Here is a 14,751-nt window from a genome sequence, read left to right as displayed (position 1 = left end):
GGGCGCTCCGGCTGCGGGATGTAGGCGTCGACCGCCTTCATCAGCTCCAGGATCGCGTCATGCCCGAGCTTGGCATCACCGTTCTCCAGCGCCACCAGCGCCGAGCCGCGGATGATCGGGATGTCGTCGCCCGGGAAGTCGTACTTCGACAGCAGCTCGCGAACCTCGAGCTCCACCAGCTCCAGCAGCTCCTCGTCGTCGACCATGTCGCACTTGTTCAGGAACACCACCAGCGCCGGCACGCCGACCTGGCGCGCCAGAAGGATGTGCTCGCGCGTCTGCGGCATCGGCCCGTCCGCCGCCGACACGACCAGGATCGCGCCGTCCATCTGCGCCGCGCCGGTGATCATGTTCTTCACATAGTCGGCATGCCCGGGGCAGTCGACATGCGCGTAGTGGCGGTTCGGCGTCTCGTACTCGACATGCGCCGTCGAGATCGTGATCCCGCGCGCCTTCTCTTCCGGCGCCTTGTCAATCTGGTCGTAGGCGGTGAACGTCGCGCCACCCGCCTCCGCCAGAACCTTCGTGATCGCCGCCGTCAGCGACGTCTTGCCATGGTCGACATGACCGATCGTGCCGATGTTGCAGTGAGGCTTCGAACGGTTGAACTTCTCTTTGGCCATTGCTCGCTTCCTTCAGCGACATTCCCGGTCGCGAAAATCGGGCCGTGGGATAGGCGGTTTCCCGGCTTTCCGCAAGGCTCGAATGAAACTGTAATCGGGCACCCGCGCCCGCCGCGCGACCCGTGTCGCTCGGCGTTCACGAAGCCCGGACATGATGAAAGACTGGAGCGGGTGAAGGGAATCGAACCCTCGTCATCAGCTTGGAAGGCTGTTGCTCTACCATTGAGCTACACCCGCGCTCGCGTGCCGGGCTACGGGCGACGTGGTGGGGGAGGTAGGACTCGAACCTACGAAGGCATAGCCAGCGGATTTACAGTCCGCCCCCTTTGCCGCTCGGGACACTCCCCCCTGCACGTCGGTCGCGGCCGGAACGCCGTGAGGCGTCGTCTCCGGTGTTTCGACCGAAGCCTTGCGACCCGGGAGCCTCGCGACCCCCGTCTTACGACCTCGGATCTCGCGACCCCGGATCTTGCGACCCACCAAACCGGAGCGGCGACGCGCCGGTTCGTGCGGCCGGCTTTATGGTGAGGCGCCTGCCCCCTGTCAACCCCGCCCTCGGAGCTCGGCACCGCCATACCACCTTTCACCCGGGGCAACCTTTGCCTAGGCTGTGGATGAAATTGCAATGCGCCCCTCATCATGACATGAACCGAGGCATGAGCGATCGTCCGCACTATCCCCCGAAGGGCCGCCCCTCCTCCCCCTCGCGTTTCGGCGCGAATCGCCGGGAGCGGCCGGCCGGCCGTGCCTTCGGCGCCTGGCCGGACGATGTCGCCATCCTTTACGGATGGCACAGCGTGGTCGAGGCGCTGCGCAACCCGCGCCGGAAGATTCGCCGGCTGCTCGCCACCGAGAACGCGATGAAGCGCCTGACCGAGGAGGCGGTGCCGCTGAAGCCGCAGCCGGAGATCGTGCGCCCCGGCGAGATCGACCGGCTGCTGGAGCCGGACGCGGTGCATCAGGGCCTGTTCGCCGAATGCGACCCCCTCTCCTCGCCCAGCCTCGCCAAGGTGGCCGAGAGCGACCTCCTGCTGGTGCTCGACCAGATCACCGATCCGCACAATGTCGGCGCCATCGTGCGCTCGGCGGCGGCGCTGAAGGTCGGGGCCATCGTCACCACCGCCCGCCACAGCCCGGCGGCGACCGGCGTACTGGCGAAGAGCGCCAGCGGCGGGCTGGAGCACGTGCCGTTCTGCTTCGTGACGAATCTGGCCCGCGCGCTCGAGGAGCTGAAGGACCGCGGCGTGCTGGTGGTCGGGCTCGACAGCGAGGGCACCGCCGACCTCGCCGACACCAGGCTGCGCGCGCCGATGGCGCTGGTGCTCGGGGCGGAAGGCAAGGGCCTGCGCCAGCTCACCCGCCAGACCTGCGACGTACTGGCGCGAATCGACCTGCCCGGCGCCATCGTCAGCCTCAACGTGTCGAATGCGGCCGTGCTGGCCCTGCATATGGCGCGCCGCGCCATCTCGCGCCCCGCCGGCGGCTAGGCGCCGGCCCACCGAGGCCGGCCGATTGCCTGAATGCCGGCCGGGGCTCCGCCGGTCATGGACCGGTGACGCCTCGGCGATCGTCGGCGCCGCGGACGAGCAGGCCGGGCCGGGTTCCGCCCGGACAACCGGCGATTGAATACCCCTCCCCCATGAAGCCGCGCACCCGGCCGCGGAAGAGGCGCCCCTCCGGCCCCGCGCTGGGAAGATCCGGCCGGAAAGCCACCCCTCATTGACGGGTCACGCCCCTTCCCCAACCGGGGAAGGCCTTGCCGCGCCTTGAAAAATCGCACCGCTGCGCATCTCGCTGCGCCATGCGGATGGCGAAGGCCGACTCTCAAACCCTCATAAGTTGTATTTTCTATGTAGACAACTTATGAGATGGATGATGAGGTACACGCATAAAGCGTGAGGGCCACACGCCTGACCCGATCGAATGTGGTGACGATTCGAACGCCGAAGTCAGCGAAGCAGATGCTCGCCCCGCGCCAAATAACAACGCGAGTATACCTCACGTAAATTCGCCTATATCGAGATTACGAAAGTAATATCGGTGATATTTAACGAAATTATATCATGGAAATTACCATATGAGCGCAGATCACCTCGAAATCGATCATGTACTCTACATCAATCTCGACTTTCGAACCGATCGCCTCGATAACATGCGGAAAATGCTGTCGCCATGCCGTTGGCCGGTCGAGCGTATTTCCGCCGTGCGCCTGCTCTCGGAAGAGGAAGCCGAGGGAGATGTCGCCAAGTCCCTGAGCGTATTGAGCATCTGGAAATCCCACCGCAAGGCCCTGATGCGGGGGCTCGAGCTTGTCGCGGATGGGGCGCTCATGATCTTCGAAGACGACGTCAGGCTGGACAAGAAATTCTTCAAGAATGATCTCGTCATTCCCGAATCCCTGCCGGACGATTGGGAAATAATACTGGTCAGCCCCCGCTACAGGGCGTACGTCGTCGCCGACGAAAAGAACGTCAAATCAAAATGGGAAAAGGAAAAATTCAAACACGGCGCCACCTTCATCCCGGATATTCGCCAGGATTATGTCTGCAATGGCGCACATTGCTGCATATTCCGCAACAAGGCGGCGATTGATCGGGTTATCCGTAAAATGGATTCGGTCCCGGTAAAATACGACGTCGACAATTTTTATGGCCGCAACTTCAAGACCTACGGCATCCATTCGGATCTGGTCAGTATTGGCGACTTCGGATCGGATCACATAATGCGACCAGTCCCGGCTGAAAGTCAGACGGCATTATAAACCTCGCGGACGAGGCACTCTTCCAGGTCGATATATTTTTTAGAGCGATATATTTTCAGTCGCCGGACCTGCGCTCCCGTTCCGGCGGATTCAGGTGCCGCCCTCGCTCTGCAACCTCATCGGCGGCGTGATCGACGATCATCGCTGAAGCACCGGACGAGGCAGGTGCCGCCAATCGGCGCCCGGCCGCTCGCCGAATCGGCAATGCCGTCCAGGCGCGGTCGTGGCGCCTCATCCCCCGCGGCGCGGCTTCCTTCCATGGATGGCGGCACCTGCTCGCGTCGATCGGGCGTTCGCGTGTATTTTCGGGCGGACGGTCGCCTTTCGCGATGCACGCCCCGCCGGCACCCGGACAAATCCTTGTCCGCTACGGAAACCCGGCCCGGCACCTGTCCTTCGTCTTCGCACTGCAAGACGATGCGCGAAGACGATCCGCGCCGGCGCGACCACGACTTTCGGCGTTAAGACCAATTGCCAATCGTCAAGACCGGGCGAATTCGTCAAGCTTTTACATGAAGCGGGTCGAATTCCAGTAATTCGCCACGCAACAAAGCCGGAGCACCGTACCGCTGCGCCAGACAGCGGGCCGTTCCGGGAGGAAATCGACCCGAGCGACGGGCGTTCCCAGAGAACCCCCAGGTCTCGATTGCAATCATCCGGTGCGCATGCGAGGCGCGCCAGGCTTTCGACGCGCGCATTCGCTCGCGGTGAAGGCCCGTGTCTTGCGCGACCGCGGTTTACTTTGGGGAAGGATTAGATCATGAGCATCGCCACCGCTGGTCCCGTCATATCGACGGAACCGATGACGCGCGAGGAAAAGAAGGTCATCTTCGCCTCGTCGCTCGGCACCGTTTTCGAATGGTACGATTTCTATCTCTACGGCTCGCTGTCGGCGATCATCGCCGCGCAGTTCTTCTCGGGCGTCAACCCGACCGCCGCCTTCATCTTCGCATTGATGGCGTTTGCCGCCGGCTTCGCGGTGCGGCCCTTCGGTGCACTGGTGTTCGGCCGGCTCGGCGACATGGTCGGGCGCAAATATACCTTCCTCATCACCATCCTGCTGATGGGCGCCTCCACCTTCATCGTCGGCATCCTGCCCTCCTATGCCTCCTGGGGCATGGCGGCGCCGATCATCCTCATCATCCTGCGCCTGTTCCAGGGCCTGGCGCTTGGCGGCGAATATGGCGGTGCGGCGACCTATGTGGCCGAGCACGCCCCACACGGCCGGCGCGGCTTCTACACCTCGTGGATCCAGACCACGGCGACGCTCGGCCTGTTCCTGTCGCTGCTGGTCATCCTTGGCACCCGCACCTGGTTCGGCGAGGCGGCGTTCGCCGCCTGGGCGTGGCGCATTCCGTTCCTGGTGTCGATCGTCCTGCTCGCCGTCTCGGTGTGGATCCGGCTGACGCTGAACGAATCCCCCGCCTTCAAGAAGATGAAGGAAGAGGGCAAGACCTCGAAGGCGCCGCTCACCGAAGCCTTCGGCAAGTGGGAGAATGCCAAGGTCGGCCTCGTCGCGCTGCTGGGCGGCACCGCCGGCCAGGCGGTGGTCTGGTACACCGGCCAGTTCTACGCGCTGTTCTTCCTCACCCAGACGCTGAAGGTCGACGGCGCCACCGCCAACATCCTGATCGCGGTCTCCCTGCTCATCGGCACGCCGTTCTTCGTGGTGTTCGGCTGGCTGTCGGACAAGATCGGCCGCAAGCCGATCATCCTCGGCGGCTGCCTCATCGCGGCGCTGACCTATTTCCCGATCTTCGCCGCCATCACCCACTACGCCAACCCGGCGCTGGAGACGGCCCAGGCCACCTCGCCGGTGCGCGTCGTCGCCGATCCGGGCGAGTGCTCCTTCCAGTTCAATCCGGTCGGCACCTCCAAGTTCGTGTCGTCCTGCGACATCGCCAAGTCGTTCCTGGCGCGCAACTCGGTGAACTATTCGAACGAGGCGGCTCCGGCCGGCACCGTCGCCAGCATCCATGTCGGCGACAAGGTGCTCTCCTCCTTCAACGGCGTCGGGCTCGACGCGGCGACGTTCAAGACCCAGTCGGACGCCTTCAACACCGAGATGACCACGGCGATCCGCACCGCCGGCTATCCGGCCAAGGCGGATCCGGCGGCGATCAACACGCCGATGGTGGTGGTGCTGCTCACCGTGCTGGTGCTGTTCGTCACCATGGTCTACGGACCGATCGCCGCCTGGCTGGTGGAACTGTTCCCCACCCGCATCCGCTACACCGCGATGTCGCTGCCCTACCATATCGGCAACGGCTGGTTCGGCGGCTTCCTGCCGACCACCGCCTTCGCCATGGTGGCGGCCACCGGCGACATCTATTACGGCCTCTGGTACCCGATCGTGGTGGCGCTGATGACCGTGGTGGTCGGCCTGCTCTTCGCGCCGGAAACCAAGGACCGCAACCTCGAAGACTGGCACTAGCGACGATTGGCACTGAGCGACGCGCGGGCATCGGGCATCCGCGCCCGGAGCCCGCCTCGCTCATGTCCCTCGCGGCCGGTCTGATGTACCGGCTGCTGCCTCGCCCCCGCTGTGCCGGGGGCGCTTCTTTTGGCGGACCGAACGAAGAAGGCCCCGCCGGACGCCCGGCGGGGCCTTCTCCATGTCGACGGGCCGGCGGGGCTGGCGCCGTTTCGGGGAATGCAGCTTCATCGAAACGACGCCAGGCCGTCGCATCCGCGCGTTTTCCTCACGCGAACCGGTGCCCGCTTGGCTTGGAAACGCGCTAGATGGCCGCCGTCACCACGATCTCGACCTTGTAGTCCGGGGTGGCGAGCGCCGCCTCGACGGTGGCGCGGGCCGGCGGGTTGCCGGGGGCGACCCAGCCGTCCCACACCGCGTTCATCTCGCCGAAGGTCGAGATGTCGGCGAGATAGATGGTGGCGGTGAGGATCCTGGTCTTGTCGGTGCCGGCGGCGGCCAGCAGCGCGTCGATCTGCGCGAGCACGTCCTTGGTCTGCGCGCCGACGCCGGGGCCGAGCGCCACCTGGCCGGCGAGATAGGCGACCGACCCGTGGACCACGGCCTGGCTCATGCGGGTGCCCGGCTCGATTCTCTTGATGCTCATCTTCTCATGCTCGCTTTCGTGTCTCGCGCCCGTCATCGGCGGGCATCGCCTCACTAGAGCAAACTCGGCCGAAGTTGAATGACCTTTCCGCGGAAAGCGGATCCGTGGCGGGCGGGTGCCGGCAACGAAAAGGCCGCCGGGCGTTTCCGCGCGGCGGCCGGTTTTCGCTCACCAGGCCTCCGATGGGAGGTCCGCCCTGATCAGGGCATCGGCGATCAGGGCATCTCTCCGATCAGGGCATCGGCTTGGGCATCGGGCCCATGGTGCCGATGTTGAAGATCTGCACCCGGCGATTGATCGGATCGTCCGGCTTGCCGGGCACCTGCAGCGCCTCCTGGCCGAGGCCGACGGCGTCGAGGCGCGCCGGGGGAACGCGGCCGAGGGTCACCAGCGCCTCGACGATGGCGTCGGCGCGCTTCTGGCTGAGCTCGAGATTGTACTTGCGGGTGCCGGTGGCATCGGTGTTGCCGACCACGAGGAAGCGGTAGTTCCACAGGATCGGGTGGTGCATGGCATCGGCGATGGAGCCGAGCGTGGCGTAGGATTCCGGCTTGATGATCGCCGAGTTCAGCTCGAACTGGATCTGCACGGTGATCTGGGCGAGCTTGTCGAGCCGCCGGGCGATCTCCGACTTGTCGAGCGACAGCGGCTGGTTGGCCGCCACGGCGGCCGCCGCCATCTGCTTCAGCAGCTGGGCGGTGAGGCTCGGGTCGTTATTGGTGACGCCCGAGAGGCCCTGCATGATCTGGGCGTTGGAGATGTCGGTCTGCGCCTCGGCGCGCGGCGCGAGGCCGAGCGAGGTGCCGAAGACGAGACCGGCGGCGAGGGCCAAAGAGGCGGCGCGACGGGTGAAAGCAGTCATGTGCATGTCTTTCCCTGGAACCTGTCCGTCGTGCTCAGTTCGCCCAGCCGGCATCGACCAGCGCCTGCTTGCAGGTACCCTTGACCACCTTGGAGGCGGTGAGCAGGCAGTCGAGCAGGTTGGCGTCGCCGGGCTTCACGCCCTTGCAGAATTCGCGGGCATCGGCCTCGCAGAGCTGGAAGGTGGCCTGCTGGGCGGCCAGGCGCTTGTCGAGCGACATGTTGGCAGCCTGCATGTCGGCGAAGCACTGGCGCGGCACCTCGTCCTCATGCTTCTGCAGGCAGGAGACGATCTGGCCGGTGCCGATGTTCATCTTCGAGCAGAAGCGCTCGATGGACGGGCCGCAGCTCTTGGCGATGAGCGCGCCGGCATCGGCGAAGCTCATGGTCTGGGCCGACGCCCCGCCGGCCGAGATGGCGAGCGCGAGCGCCGCCAATCCGAAAATATGTCGCTTCATTTATTCCGCCTCCCAAGGACGGCCGTGCTTCCGCTTCCCGGCGCGGATGCGGCCCCCCGTGATCCGGCCGCCATGGCCGGAATCTCCACGCTGACTGATCTCGCAGAACGCCCGGTATCGCGCAACGGTAGAGTGAGCGCGAGGCCCATCGATGCCGCGCCGCGACGCGCCGCCCGCAGGGCGCTTGCGGGCCGGCCGGCGCGCTGCTAACTCGAAAGTGGGCCGGCGTAGCACAGCGGTAGTGCAGCGGTTTTGTAAACCGAAGGTCGGGAGTTCGATCCTCTCCGCCGGCACCATTCCCGCCAAACGATGCACCCCCGGCGCGACAATCCCGACATGCCACACGCCGTGATTGCGGAAAATGCCGGAAATCGCGCCGCGACTCGGCGTTTCGCCGGGACGATTTCTTAAGGATCGGTGACCATCGCGGGCCGGTTCGAAAATTTGTCCGGAATTAGAAGTTTTTTCGCCTAACCTGCTGAGATTCCGTCGAATCAGCTATGCTCCCCGAAACGGCTCTGGGGAATTCGGACATGCAATCCAAATGGCGTGCACCCGCGTGCTATGTCGGCGTGGCCGCGCTGTGCGTGGTGTACCTCGTCGTGGTGCCGGGCGTGCACCTCGTCGACGTCTGCGCCGGCGCCGGCCTCGGGGCGGCGCTGATGTGGGCCATCAACGAATGGGAGACCGGCAAGTGGAACGTGCCGCTTCCGGCCCTCGCCTCCCAGGCGCAGGCGGCGCTCCTCGCCCAGCCCGCCTCGCCCCAGGCCACTCCCGCCCAGATCGCCGCCGCACAGACCGCCGCCTCACCCGCCGAGCCCTGGGAAGCCGACGACAAGGAGCCGAGCTGGGATCCCTCCGCCCTCGCCGAGACCTGGGCGAAGCTGCGCAGCGAGCTCTCCATCGAACGGGGCGGCGCGCGCACCTACACCGTCGCCGCCGACCTGCCGCGCACCGCCCAGCTCGCGAGGGGCCCCGCGCTCTCCGCCGGCTCCCAGCCCGGCCGCGCCGCGTCGCCGGCGAAAACAGCTTCGCCGGCTAATGGATCGAGCGCGCCGGGGTCGAGCTTTACCCGCGCGGCGCCGGACAAGGTCGGCCTTCCCGGCAGGCCGCCGGCCTTTGCCAAGGGAACGGCGAATGGAACGGCCGGCGGATCGGCCAACGGCAAGCCGGCGGCGAGCGCCTCCGCATTGTCGCAGGCCGCGAGAACCCAGACCACCGCGCCGCATCCCGCCGTGCCCCACCCGCGCGCCGGCGGCTCGCCCGGCCTGCAAGCGGCCGGCTCCGCCGCCGGCATGGCGTCCGGCAGCGGCCTTGCCAGGACGACCTCCATCTCGCCGACGCCCATCCCGCCGGCGTCGACCGCTCCCGCCTCGACCCGCATCCCGGCCGGCACCGAGCCGCCCTCGCGTCTCGCCCAGGCCGGCCCGCCGGCCTTCCTGCGGCCGAGCATCAGCCGACCTCGCTGAGTTTCCGCGCCGAACAGCCGCCCTCATGAGAGCGGGCGCGGAGACCTCCTCCGCGCCCGTTTGCGCATTTTCAGGCCGCCACTCCATTAGCCGGCTCACTCGTCGGCGGAATAGCGCTCCTCCTTCCACGGGTCGGCGTGGTTGTGATAGCCGTTCTCCTCCCAGAAGCCGCGCTTGTCGGCGGGGCGGAACTCGATCCGCTGCAGCCATTTGGCGCTTTTCCAGAAATACAGATGCGGCACCACCAGGCGCATCGGCCCGCCATGCTCGCGGGTCAGCCTCCTGCCCTCCCAGCTATGGACGAGCAGCGCATCGGGGGCGGCGAAATCCTCCAGCGCCATATTGGTGCTGTAACCGTCATAGGAGTGCAGCAGCACGTAGCGCGCCTCCGCCTTCGGCATTACCGCGTCCATGAGGTCGCGGGTCGACACGCCCTCCCAGCCATTGTCGTAGCGCGACCAGGTGGTGACGCAATGGATGTCGGTCACCTCGCGCGTCTGCTTCTGGGCAAGGAACTCCGCCCAGTTCCAGGACACCGGGTTCTCCACCGCGCCGGTCACGTCGAAGCGCCAATGGTCGAGCGGAATGTCGGGCTGCAGGCCGAGATCGAGCACCGGCCAGTCGCGTACCAGGCGCTGGCCGGGCGGCAGGCGGTCGGATTCCGGCCGGGCGACGCGGCCGGTGAGGAACTTGCCGCTCTGCGCCCAGCTGCGCTTGGAGCGGGTGAGCTTGCTATCGGCGGGAAGCTGGCCGGCCGCCTCGTCCGGCAGCAGCGGCACCTCGTCGTCGGTCATGCGGATCTCCTCGGCTATCTCCGGCGTGGTCGGGCCGATCATAGCATTGCCGCACTGCGGCGCCTTCGCGCTTCGCACGCCCGTACCCGGCGCCGCACACATGAAAACGGCGGGCCGAAGCCCGCCGCCCGGTGTTGATGCAGTGAGGTGGCTCAGTGCTGGGGCCGGCGCTTGCGCGACAGCATGTTCAGCCCCTCGACCGCCGCCGAGAACGCCATCGCTGTGTAGATGTAGCCCTTCGGCACATGCGCCCCAAAGCCCTCGGCGATCAGCGTGGTGCCGATCAGCAGCAGGAAGCCCAGCGCCAGCATGACGATGGAAGGGTTGCGGCCGATGAAGTTGGCGAGCGGCCCCGCCGCCAGCAGCATGGTCAGCACCGCCACGATCACCGCCACGACCATGATCGGGATGTGGTCGGTCATGCCGACGGCGGTGATGATGCTGTCGATCGAGAACACCAGGTCGAGAATCAGGATCTGCACGATCGCCGCGCTGAAGGTGATGTCGAGCACCTTGCCGACGCCGGCCTCGGTCTCGTCATGCGGCTCCATGCTGTGGTGGATTTCCTTGGTGGCCTTCCACACCAGGAACAGGCCGCCGCCGATCAGGATCAGGTCGCGCCAGGAGAAGGCATGGTCGAACAGGGTGAAGATCGGCGTGGTCAGCTGCACGATGAACGCCACCGTCGACAGCAGGCCGAGCCGCATCACCAGCGCGAGGCCGATGCCGATGCGCCGGGCACGCGGGCGGATGGTCTCCGGCAGCTTGTTGGTCAGGATCGAGATGAACAGGAGATTGTCGATGCCGAGCACCACTTCCATGGCGATCAGCGTGATCAGCGCCGCCCAGACCGCGGGGTCGGCGACGAGCTGCATGAGGTATTCCATCGGTCACTCCTCTCCCGCAACGCGCATCAACGCGCGACGACCGTAACCGGATGCAGCATGCGACGGTAAAATTTTCATGGGTGGACACAGCCTCATAGCCGGCGCGACGTCGGAAAGCGATCCGACATCACGCGAACGCCGGCTCGGCTCGCGTCAGAGGGGCCCGGATCATCGGGGTGAGCGCAATCTAGTGTGCCGCCCGCTCCTCGCCACCATCCTCCCGGCTGACAGATTGTCGCACCCACCCGGTCACCGCCGGCGGGGCCGCACAACCGCGTGAAGGGGTTGAACGGAAGCGACAACCGCCCTGTCGCGGTGCGACGTCGGCTTTCGCGGTTGCAGGCCGCGTGTCATCGTCCGTTCATGGCCCGCCACTAGAGCGATCCGCACTCGCCCCGCTGGGCAATGGGAGGACAACATGACCCGCTTTTCCCGCCGTGACATGATGAAGGCCGGCGCCTTCGCCCTCGCCGCTCCGGTGGTGCTGCGCGCCCACGATGCGCTCGCCACGTCCGGTTCCGTCGACGTGTACGCCTGGGGCGATTACTTCGACAAGAACACCGTGCTCGCCGACTTCACCAACGCCACCGGCGTCAAGGTGAACCTGTCGACCTACGGCTCCAACGAGGAAGCCGAGAACAAGCTGCGCGCCGCCGGCGGCAAGGGCTTCGACCTCCTGTTCCCCTCGGTCGACACCGGCCCGAACTACTACAAGGACAACCTGCTGCAGCCGATCGACGAAGCCAAGTTCAAGGCGGCGCAGGTCATCCCCTCGATCTACCGCAACTCGCTGTCGCTCGGCGCCGCCTATCGCGGCAAGCGCTATCTCGTGCCGTTCGACTGGGGCACCGAGGGCGTGACCTGGGACTCGACCAAGTTCGACAAGAAGTCGGGTGAGATCTCCTATGGCGACATGTGGCTGGCCGGCTTCCCCAAGCAGACCGCCATCCGCCAGAAGTCGGTGTTCAACGGCGTCGCGCTCTATCTCGACGCCAACGGCACCGTGCCGTCGAACCGCGGCCTCGACCTCTACAAGTCGGAAGCCGACGCCCGCCGCGTGTTCGAAGGCGTGCTGAAATACATTGCCGCCCACAAGGGCAATATCGGCGCCTTCTGGAACAACGCCACCGAGGCGACCGCCGCCTTCACCGATGCCGGCTGCACCATCGGCCAGACCTGGGACACCACCGGCATCCTGCTCCACCGCAAGACCGACAAGAAGTGGAGCTACGGCATGCCGAAGGAAGGCGGCCTCGCCTGGACCGACACCATGGCCATCCCGGCCGGCGCCGCCAATGTCGAGCAGGCCTACGCGCTCGCCAACTTCCTCTACCAGCCGGAAGTCGGCGCCCGGTTCGCCAACACCACCGGCTACAATTCCTGCGCCACCGGCGCCGAGAAGTATCTCTCCGAGGAATCCCGCTCGGCCTTCGAGGCGGCCTATCCGGCCGGCACCATCGACAACCTGTTCTGGTGGCCGATGCAGACCGACTTCTACGCCAAGCTGCGCGGCGAGTTCGTCGAGAAGCTGACCAACAGCTGATCGCCCCGCACGATCGCCGACGCGGCGCCCGCCTCGCCGGCACTTCGTCCCCGGGCGCGCCCCGGGGACCCCTGCCCCTTACGTCGGCTCTCCACGACGGCGTGGCGCCGGCGCCCCATCCTCCGGTCTGGATCGGCCCATGCGCGGCAAGGACGTACGTCTCGACAAGGTCTCCATCCGGTTCGGCGACGCCGTCGCCGTGCAGCCGCTGGACCTCACCATCGAGGCCGGCGAATTCTTCTCCATCCTCGGCCCGTCCGGCTGCGGCAAGACCACCATCCTGCGCACGGTCTCCGGCTTCATCGAGCCGACCATCGGCCGGGTGCTGATCGGCGGCGAGGACATGGCCGGCAAGGGGCCCAACGAGCGCCCCACCGCCCTCATCTTCCAGAACCTGGCGCTGTTCCCGCTCATGAGCGTCGCCGAGAACGTCGCCTTCGGGCTGGAGGCGCGCGGCGTCGCCAGGGCCGAGCGGCTGAAGCGCGCCCAGGAGCTTCTCGAACTGGTGGCGCTCGGTGGCTATGGCGACAAGAAGCCGGCCGACCTTTCCGGCGGCCAGCGCCAGCGCGTCGCCATCGCCCGTGCGCTGGCGGTGGAGCCCTCGGTGCTGCTGCTCGACGAGCCGCTCTCGGCGCTCGACCTCAAGCTGCGCCAGCACATGCGCGCCGAGCTGCGCGCCATCCAGAAGCGCGTCGGCATCACCTTCATCTACATCACCCACGACCAGGGCGAGGCGCTCGCCATGTCGGACCGGGTGGCGGTGATGAGCCGCGGCCGCCTCGAGCAGGTGGCGGCGCCGGACACGCTCTATGCCGATCCCGCCACGCCCTTCGTCGCCACCTTCGTCGGCGAGCAGAACGTGATGCGCGGCACGCTGCGCCGGATCTCCAACGGCGCCGCCAGCATCGACACGCCATTCGGTCCCATCGAGGGCCGCGAGGTCGGCGCGCCCGCCATCGGCGCCCCGGTGCTGGTCATGGTGCGGCCGGAGCGGATGACGCTGGGCGCCACCCGCGAGAACAGCATCCCGGCGACGCTGAAGGCCCGGCATCTCGAAGGTCCCTCGGTCAATCTCGAATGCGTCGCCGCCGGCCAGACCCTAATGGTCACCATGCCGAACGGCCCGGCGATGCGCGAGCTGCCGTCCGATCTCGTGCTCGGCTTCGACCGCGAGGACGCGCTCGTCTATGCCGAGGGAGCGCTCGCCAATGGGTAGCGTCATCCGCGCCTATGGCCGCGGCCTCGGCGGCTTCCTCATCATCCTCGCCACGGTGTGGATCCTAGTGCTGATCCTGGTGCCGCTCGGCGCCATGGTCGAGCAGGCGCTGTGGTGGCGCGACTCCAAGGGCGACATCTCGCTCACCATCGACCGTCTCTACAACGACATGTCGATGATCCAGCTCGACCGCAACGCCGAGACCGACCCAGCCAAGCAGGCGGCGCTCGACGCCCAGATCGCGCAGAAGCAGGCGGAGGCCACCGCGCTGGAGGCGAAGGAGACCAACCCGCCCAAGACCTACGGCCTCGACAATTTCACCCGCATGAGCGGGCTGCATTTCTACATCTTCATCCGCACCATCATCTACGCGCTGATGGTCACCGCGCTGGCGCTCGTCGTCTGCTACCCAGTCGCCTATGTGGTGGCGCTGGCGAGCGGGCCGCGCAAGGCGGTGATCCTCACCGTGGCGCTGATCGTGCCCTATGCGATCAACGAATTGCTGCGCGTCTATGCCTGGCTGATGATCCTCGACTATCGCGGCGTCATCAACGGCGTGCTCGGCTGGCTCGGCATCGTCGATCTCGACAATCGCGGCTGGATCCCCTTCCTGGAGAACCCGTCCGCGGTGTTCCTGGCGATGATCTACACCTATGTCCTGTTCATGGTGTTCCCGATGGTGAACACGCTGGAGACGCTGGACCGCAACCAGATCGAGGCCGCCCGCGACCTCGGCGCGTCATCGCTTCGCATTCACCGGCGCGTCATCATCCCGCACGCCAAGCCCGGCATCGCGGTCGGCTGCATCATGACCTTCATGCTGTCGGCCGGCTCCTATTCGGTGCCGGCGATCATGACGCGCGGGCAGGGCGGCGACTGGTTCTCGCAGCTGGTCTACCGGCAGTTCTTCGAGAGCAACAACTGGAACATGGGCTCGGCCTACGCGGTGTCGCTGCTGGTGGTCTGCACAGCCTTCATCCTGATCATGATGCGCCTGTTCGGCGTCGGGCTGCGGGACATCGCCAAATGAGCACGGCCTGCGCCCCATTCCGCTCACGC

The 14,751-nt window shown here is 66.5% G+C and carries 13 protein-coding genes and 3 tRNA genes; 8 read left to right on the top strand and 8 right to left on the bottom strand.

The features are described from left to right. From AC1RU4_RS23270 to AC1RU4_RS23260, 3 genes are all read right to left on the bottom strand, one after another. A partial coding sequence (locus AC1RU4_RS23270) for a GTP-binding protein (protein WP_492893703.1) occupies window positions 1-623 on the bottom strand: 623 nt, incomplete at its 3' end. Between the two features lie 163 nt (window positions 624-786). Beyond that, window positions 787-860, bottom strand: a tRNA-Gly gene (locus tag AC1RU4_RS23265). Between the two features lie 26 nt (window positions 861-886). After that, window positions 887-971: transfer RNA gene (locus AC1RU4_RS23260), tRNA-Tyr, on the bottom strand. A 308-nt stretch (window positions 972-1,279) separates the two neighbouring features. On the opposite strand from AC1RU4_RS23260, the gene rlmB reads away from it, so the two are divergent. The 3 genes from rlmB to AC1RU4_RS23245 all read left to right on the top strand — a co-directional run bounded on the left by rlmB (window position 1,280) and on the right by AC1RU4_RS23245 (window position 5,818). Then, window positions 1,280-2,110: a 23S rRNA (guanosine(2251)-2'-O)-methyltransferase RlmB gene (gene rlmB, locus AC1RU4_RS23255; protein WP_492893701.1), complete on the top strand. Its 831-nt coding sequence runs from the start codon at window positions 1,280-1,282 to the stop codon at window positions 2,108-2,110. 590 nt (window positions 2,111-2,700) lie between these two features. Further along, window positions 2,701-3,384 (top strand): hypothetical protein, encoded by a 684-nt coding sequence (locus tag AC1RU4_RS23250; RefSeq protein WP_492893699.1) that lies wholly within the window; start codon window positions 2,701-2,703, stop codon window positions 3,382-3,384. 760 nt (window positions 3,385-4,144) lie between these two features. After that, window positions 4,145-5,818, top strand: coding sequence for an MFS transporter (locus AC1RU4_RS23245; protein WP_492893697.1), 1,674 nt, complete (start codon window positions 4,145-4,147; stop codon window positions 5,816-5,818). A 304-nt stretch (window positions 5,819-6,122) separates the two neighbouring features. Here the strand turns inward: AC1RU4_RS23245 and AC1RU4_RS23240 are convergent, their stop codons facing one another. The 3 genes from AC1RU4_RS23240 to AC1RU4_RS23230 all read right to left on the bottom strand — a co-directional run bounded on the left by AC1RU4_RS23240 (window position 6,123) and on the right by AC1RU4_RS23230 (window position 7,783). Then, window positions 6,123-6,464, bottom strand: coding sequence for a RidA family protein (locus AC1RU4_RS23240; protein WP_492893695.1), 342 nt, complete (start codon window positions 6,462-6,464; stop codon window positions 6,123-6,125). Window positions 6,465-6,696: 232 nt separating this feature from the next. Then, a complete protein-coding gene (locus tag AC1RU4_RS23235; protein WP_492893693.1) occupies window positions 6,697-7,326 on the bottom strand; it encodes an OmpA family protein in 630 nt (209 codons plus the stop codon). A gap of 34 nt (window positions 7,327-7,360) precedes the next feature. Beyond that, window positions 7,361-7,783 carry a cysteine rich repeat-containing protein gene (locus AC1RU4_RS23230; protein WP_492893691.1) on the bottom strand — a complete coding sequence of 141 codons (423 nt, stop codon included), beginning with the start codon at window positions 7,781-7,783 and terminating at the stop codon, window positions 7,361-7,363. A gap of 221 nt (window positions 7,784-8,004) precedes the next feature. Here AC1RU4_RS23230 and AC1RU4_RS23225 point away from each other — a divergent pair. After that, window positions 8,005-8,079: transfer RNA gene (locus AC1RU4_RS23225), tRNA-Thr, on the top strand. A gap of 237 nt (window positions 8,080-8,316) precedes the next feature. Further along, window positions 8,317-9,252, top strand: a complete 936-nt coding sequence (locus tag AC1RU4_RS23220) for a hypothetical protein (RefSeq protein WP_492893689.1) — start codon at window positions 8,317-8,319, stop codon at window positions 9,250-9,252. Window positions 9,253-9,347: 95 nt separating this feature from the next. On the opposite strand, the gene AC1RU4_RS23215 is transcribed toward AC1RU4_RS23220, so the two are convergent. Together AC1RU4_RS23215 and AC1RU4_RS23210 are read right to left on the bottom strand one after the other, a co-directional pair. Then, complete coding sequence (locus AC1RU4_RS23215) at window positions 9,348-10,046, bottom strand: sulfite oxidase-like oxidoreductase (RefSeq protein ID WP_492893687.1); 699 nt, start codon at window positions 10,044-10,046, stop codon at window positions 9,348-9,350. 152 nt (window positions 10,047-10,198) lie between these two features. Beyond that, window positions 10,199-10,933, bottom strand: a complete 735-nt coding sequence (locus AC1RU4_RS23210) for a TerC family protein (RefSeq protein WP_492893685.1) — start codon at window positions 10,931-10,933, stop codon at window positions 10,199-10,201. A 418-nt stretch (window positions 10,934-11,351) separates the two neighbouring features. Between AC1RU4_RS23210 and AC1RU4_RS23205 the strand changes: the two genes are divergently transcribed. From AC1RU4_RS23205 to AC1RU4_RS23195, 3 genes are all read left to right on the top strand, one after another. Next, window positions 11,352-12,476: an extracellular solute-binding protein gene (locus AC1RU4_RS23205; RefSeq protein WP_492893683.1), complete on the top strand. Its 1,125-nt coding sequence runs from the start codon at window positions 11,352-11,354 to the stop codon at window positions 12,474-12,476. Between the two features lie 139 nt (window positions 12,477-12,615). Then, on the top strand, window positions 12,616-13,692 hold the full coding sequence (locus tag AC1RU4_RS23200; RefSeq protein WP_492893681.1) for an ABC transporter ATP-binding protein: 1,077 nt from the start codon (window positions 12,616-12,618) through the stop codon (window positions 13,690-13,692). Beyond that, a complete protein-coding gene (locus AC1RU4_RS23195) occupies window positions 13,685-14,722 on the top strand; it encodes an ABC transporter permease subunit (protein ID WP_492893679.1) in 1,038 nt (345 codons plus the stop codon). Before AC1RU4_RS23200 ends, AC1RU4_RS23195 begins: the two co-directional genes overlap by 8 nt. Window positions 14,723-14,751: the final 29 nt, after the last annotated feature.

This window comes from Ancylobacter sp. GW821-FHT10E12 (assembly GCF_058809335.1).
This window is presented reverse-complemented; position numbering and strand designations above follow the sequence as displayed.

Bases quoted from the DNA above. Each gene is read 5' to 3' on its own strand.
- AC1RU4_RS23240 (WP_492893695.1), bottom strand. From the start codon at position 6,464: ATGAGCATCAAGAGAATCGAGCCGGGCACCCGCATGAGCCAGGCCGTG.
- AC1RU4_RS23250 (WP_492893699.1), top strand. From the start codon at position 2,701: ATGAGCGCAGATCACCTCGAAATCGATCATGTACTCTACATCAATCTC.
- AC1RU4_RS23235 (WP_492893693.1), bottom strand. From the start codon at position 7,326: ATGACTGCTTTCACCCGTCGCGCCGCCTCTTTGGCCCTCGCCGCCGGT.
- AC1RU4_RS23200 (WP_492893681.1), top strand. From the start codon at position 12,616: ATGCGCGGCAAGGACGTACGTCTCGACAAGGTCTCCATCCGGTTCGGC.
- AC1RU4_RS23245 (WP_492893697.1), top strand. From the start codon at position 4,145: ATGAGCATCGCCACCGCTGGTCCCGTCATATCGACGGAACCGATGACG.
- AC1RU4_RS23210 (WP_492893685.1), bottom strand. From the start codon at position 10,933: ATGGAATACCTCATGCAGCTCGTCGCCGACCCCGCGGTCTGGGCGGCG.
- AC1RU4_RS23230 (WP_492893691.1), bottom strand. From the start codon at position 7,783: ATGAAGCGACATATTTTCGGATTGGCGGCGCTCGCGCTCGCCATCTCG.
- AC1RU4_RS23215 (WP_492893687.1), bottom strand. From the start codon at position 10,046: ATGACCGACGACGAGGTGCCGCTGCTGCCGGACGAGGCGGCCGGCCAG.
- AC1RU4_RS23220 (WP_492893689.1), top strand. From the start codon at position 8,317: ATGCAATCCAAATGGCGTGCACCCGCGTGCTATGTCGGCGTGGCCGCG.
- AC1RU4_RS23205 (WP_492893683.1), top strand. From the start codon at position 11,352: ATGACCCGCTTTTCCCGCCGTGACATGATGAAGGCCGGCGCCTTCGCC.
- rlmB (WP_492893701.1), top strand. From the start codon at position 1,280: ATGAGCGATCGTCCGCACTATCCCCCGAAGGGCCGCCCCTCCTCCCCC.
- AC1RU4_RS23195 (WP_492893679.1), top strand. From the start codon at position 13,685: ATGGGTAGCGTCATCCGCGCCTATGGCCGCGGCCTCGGCGGCTTCCTC.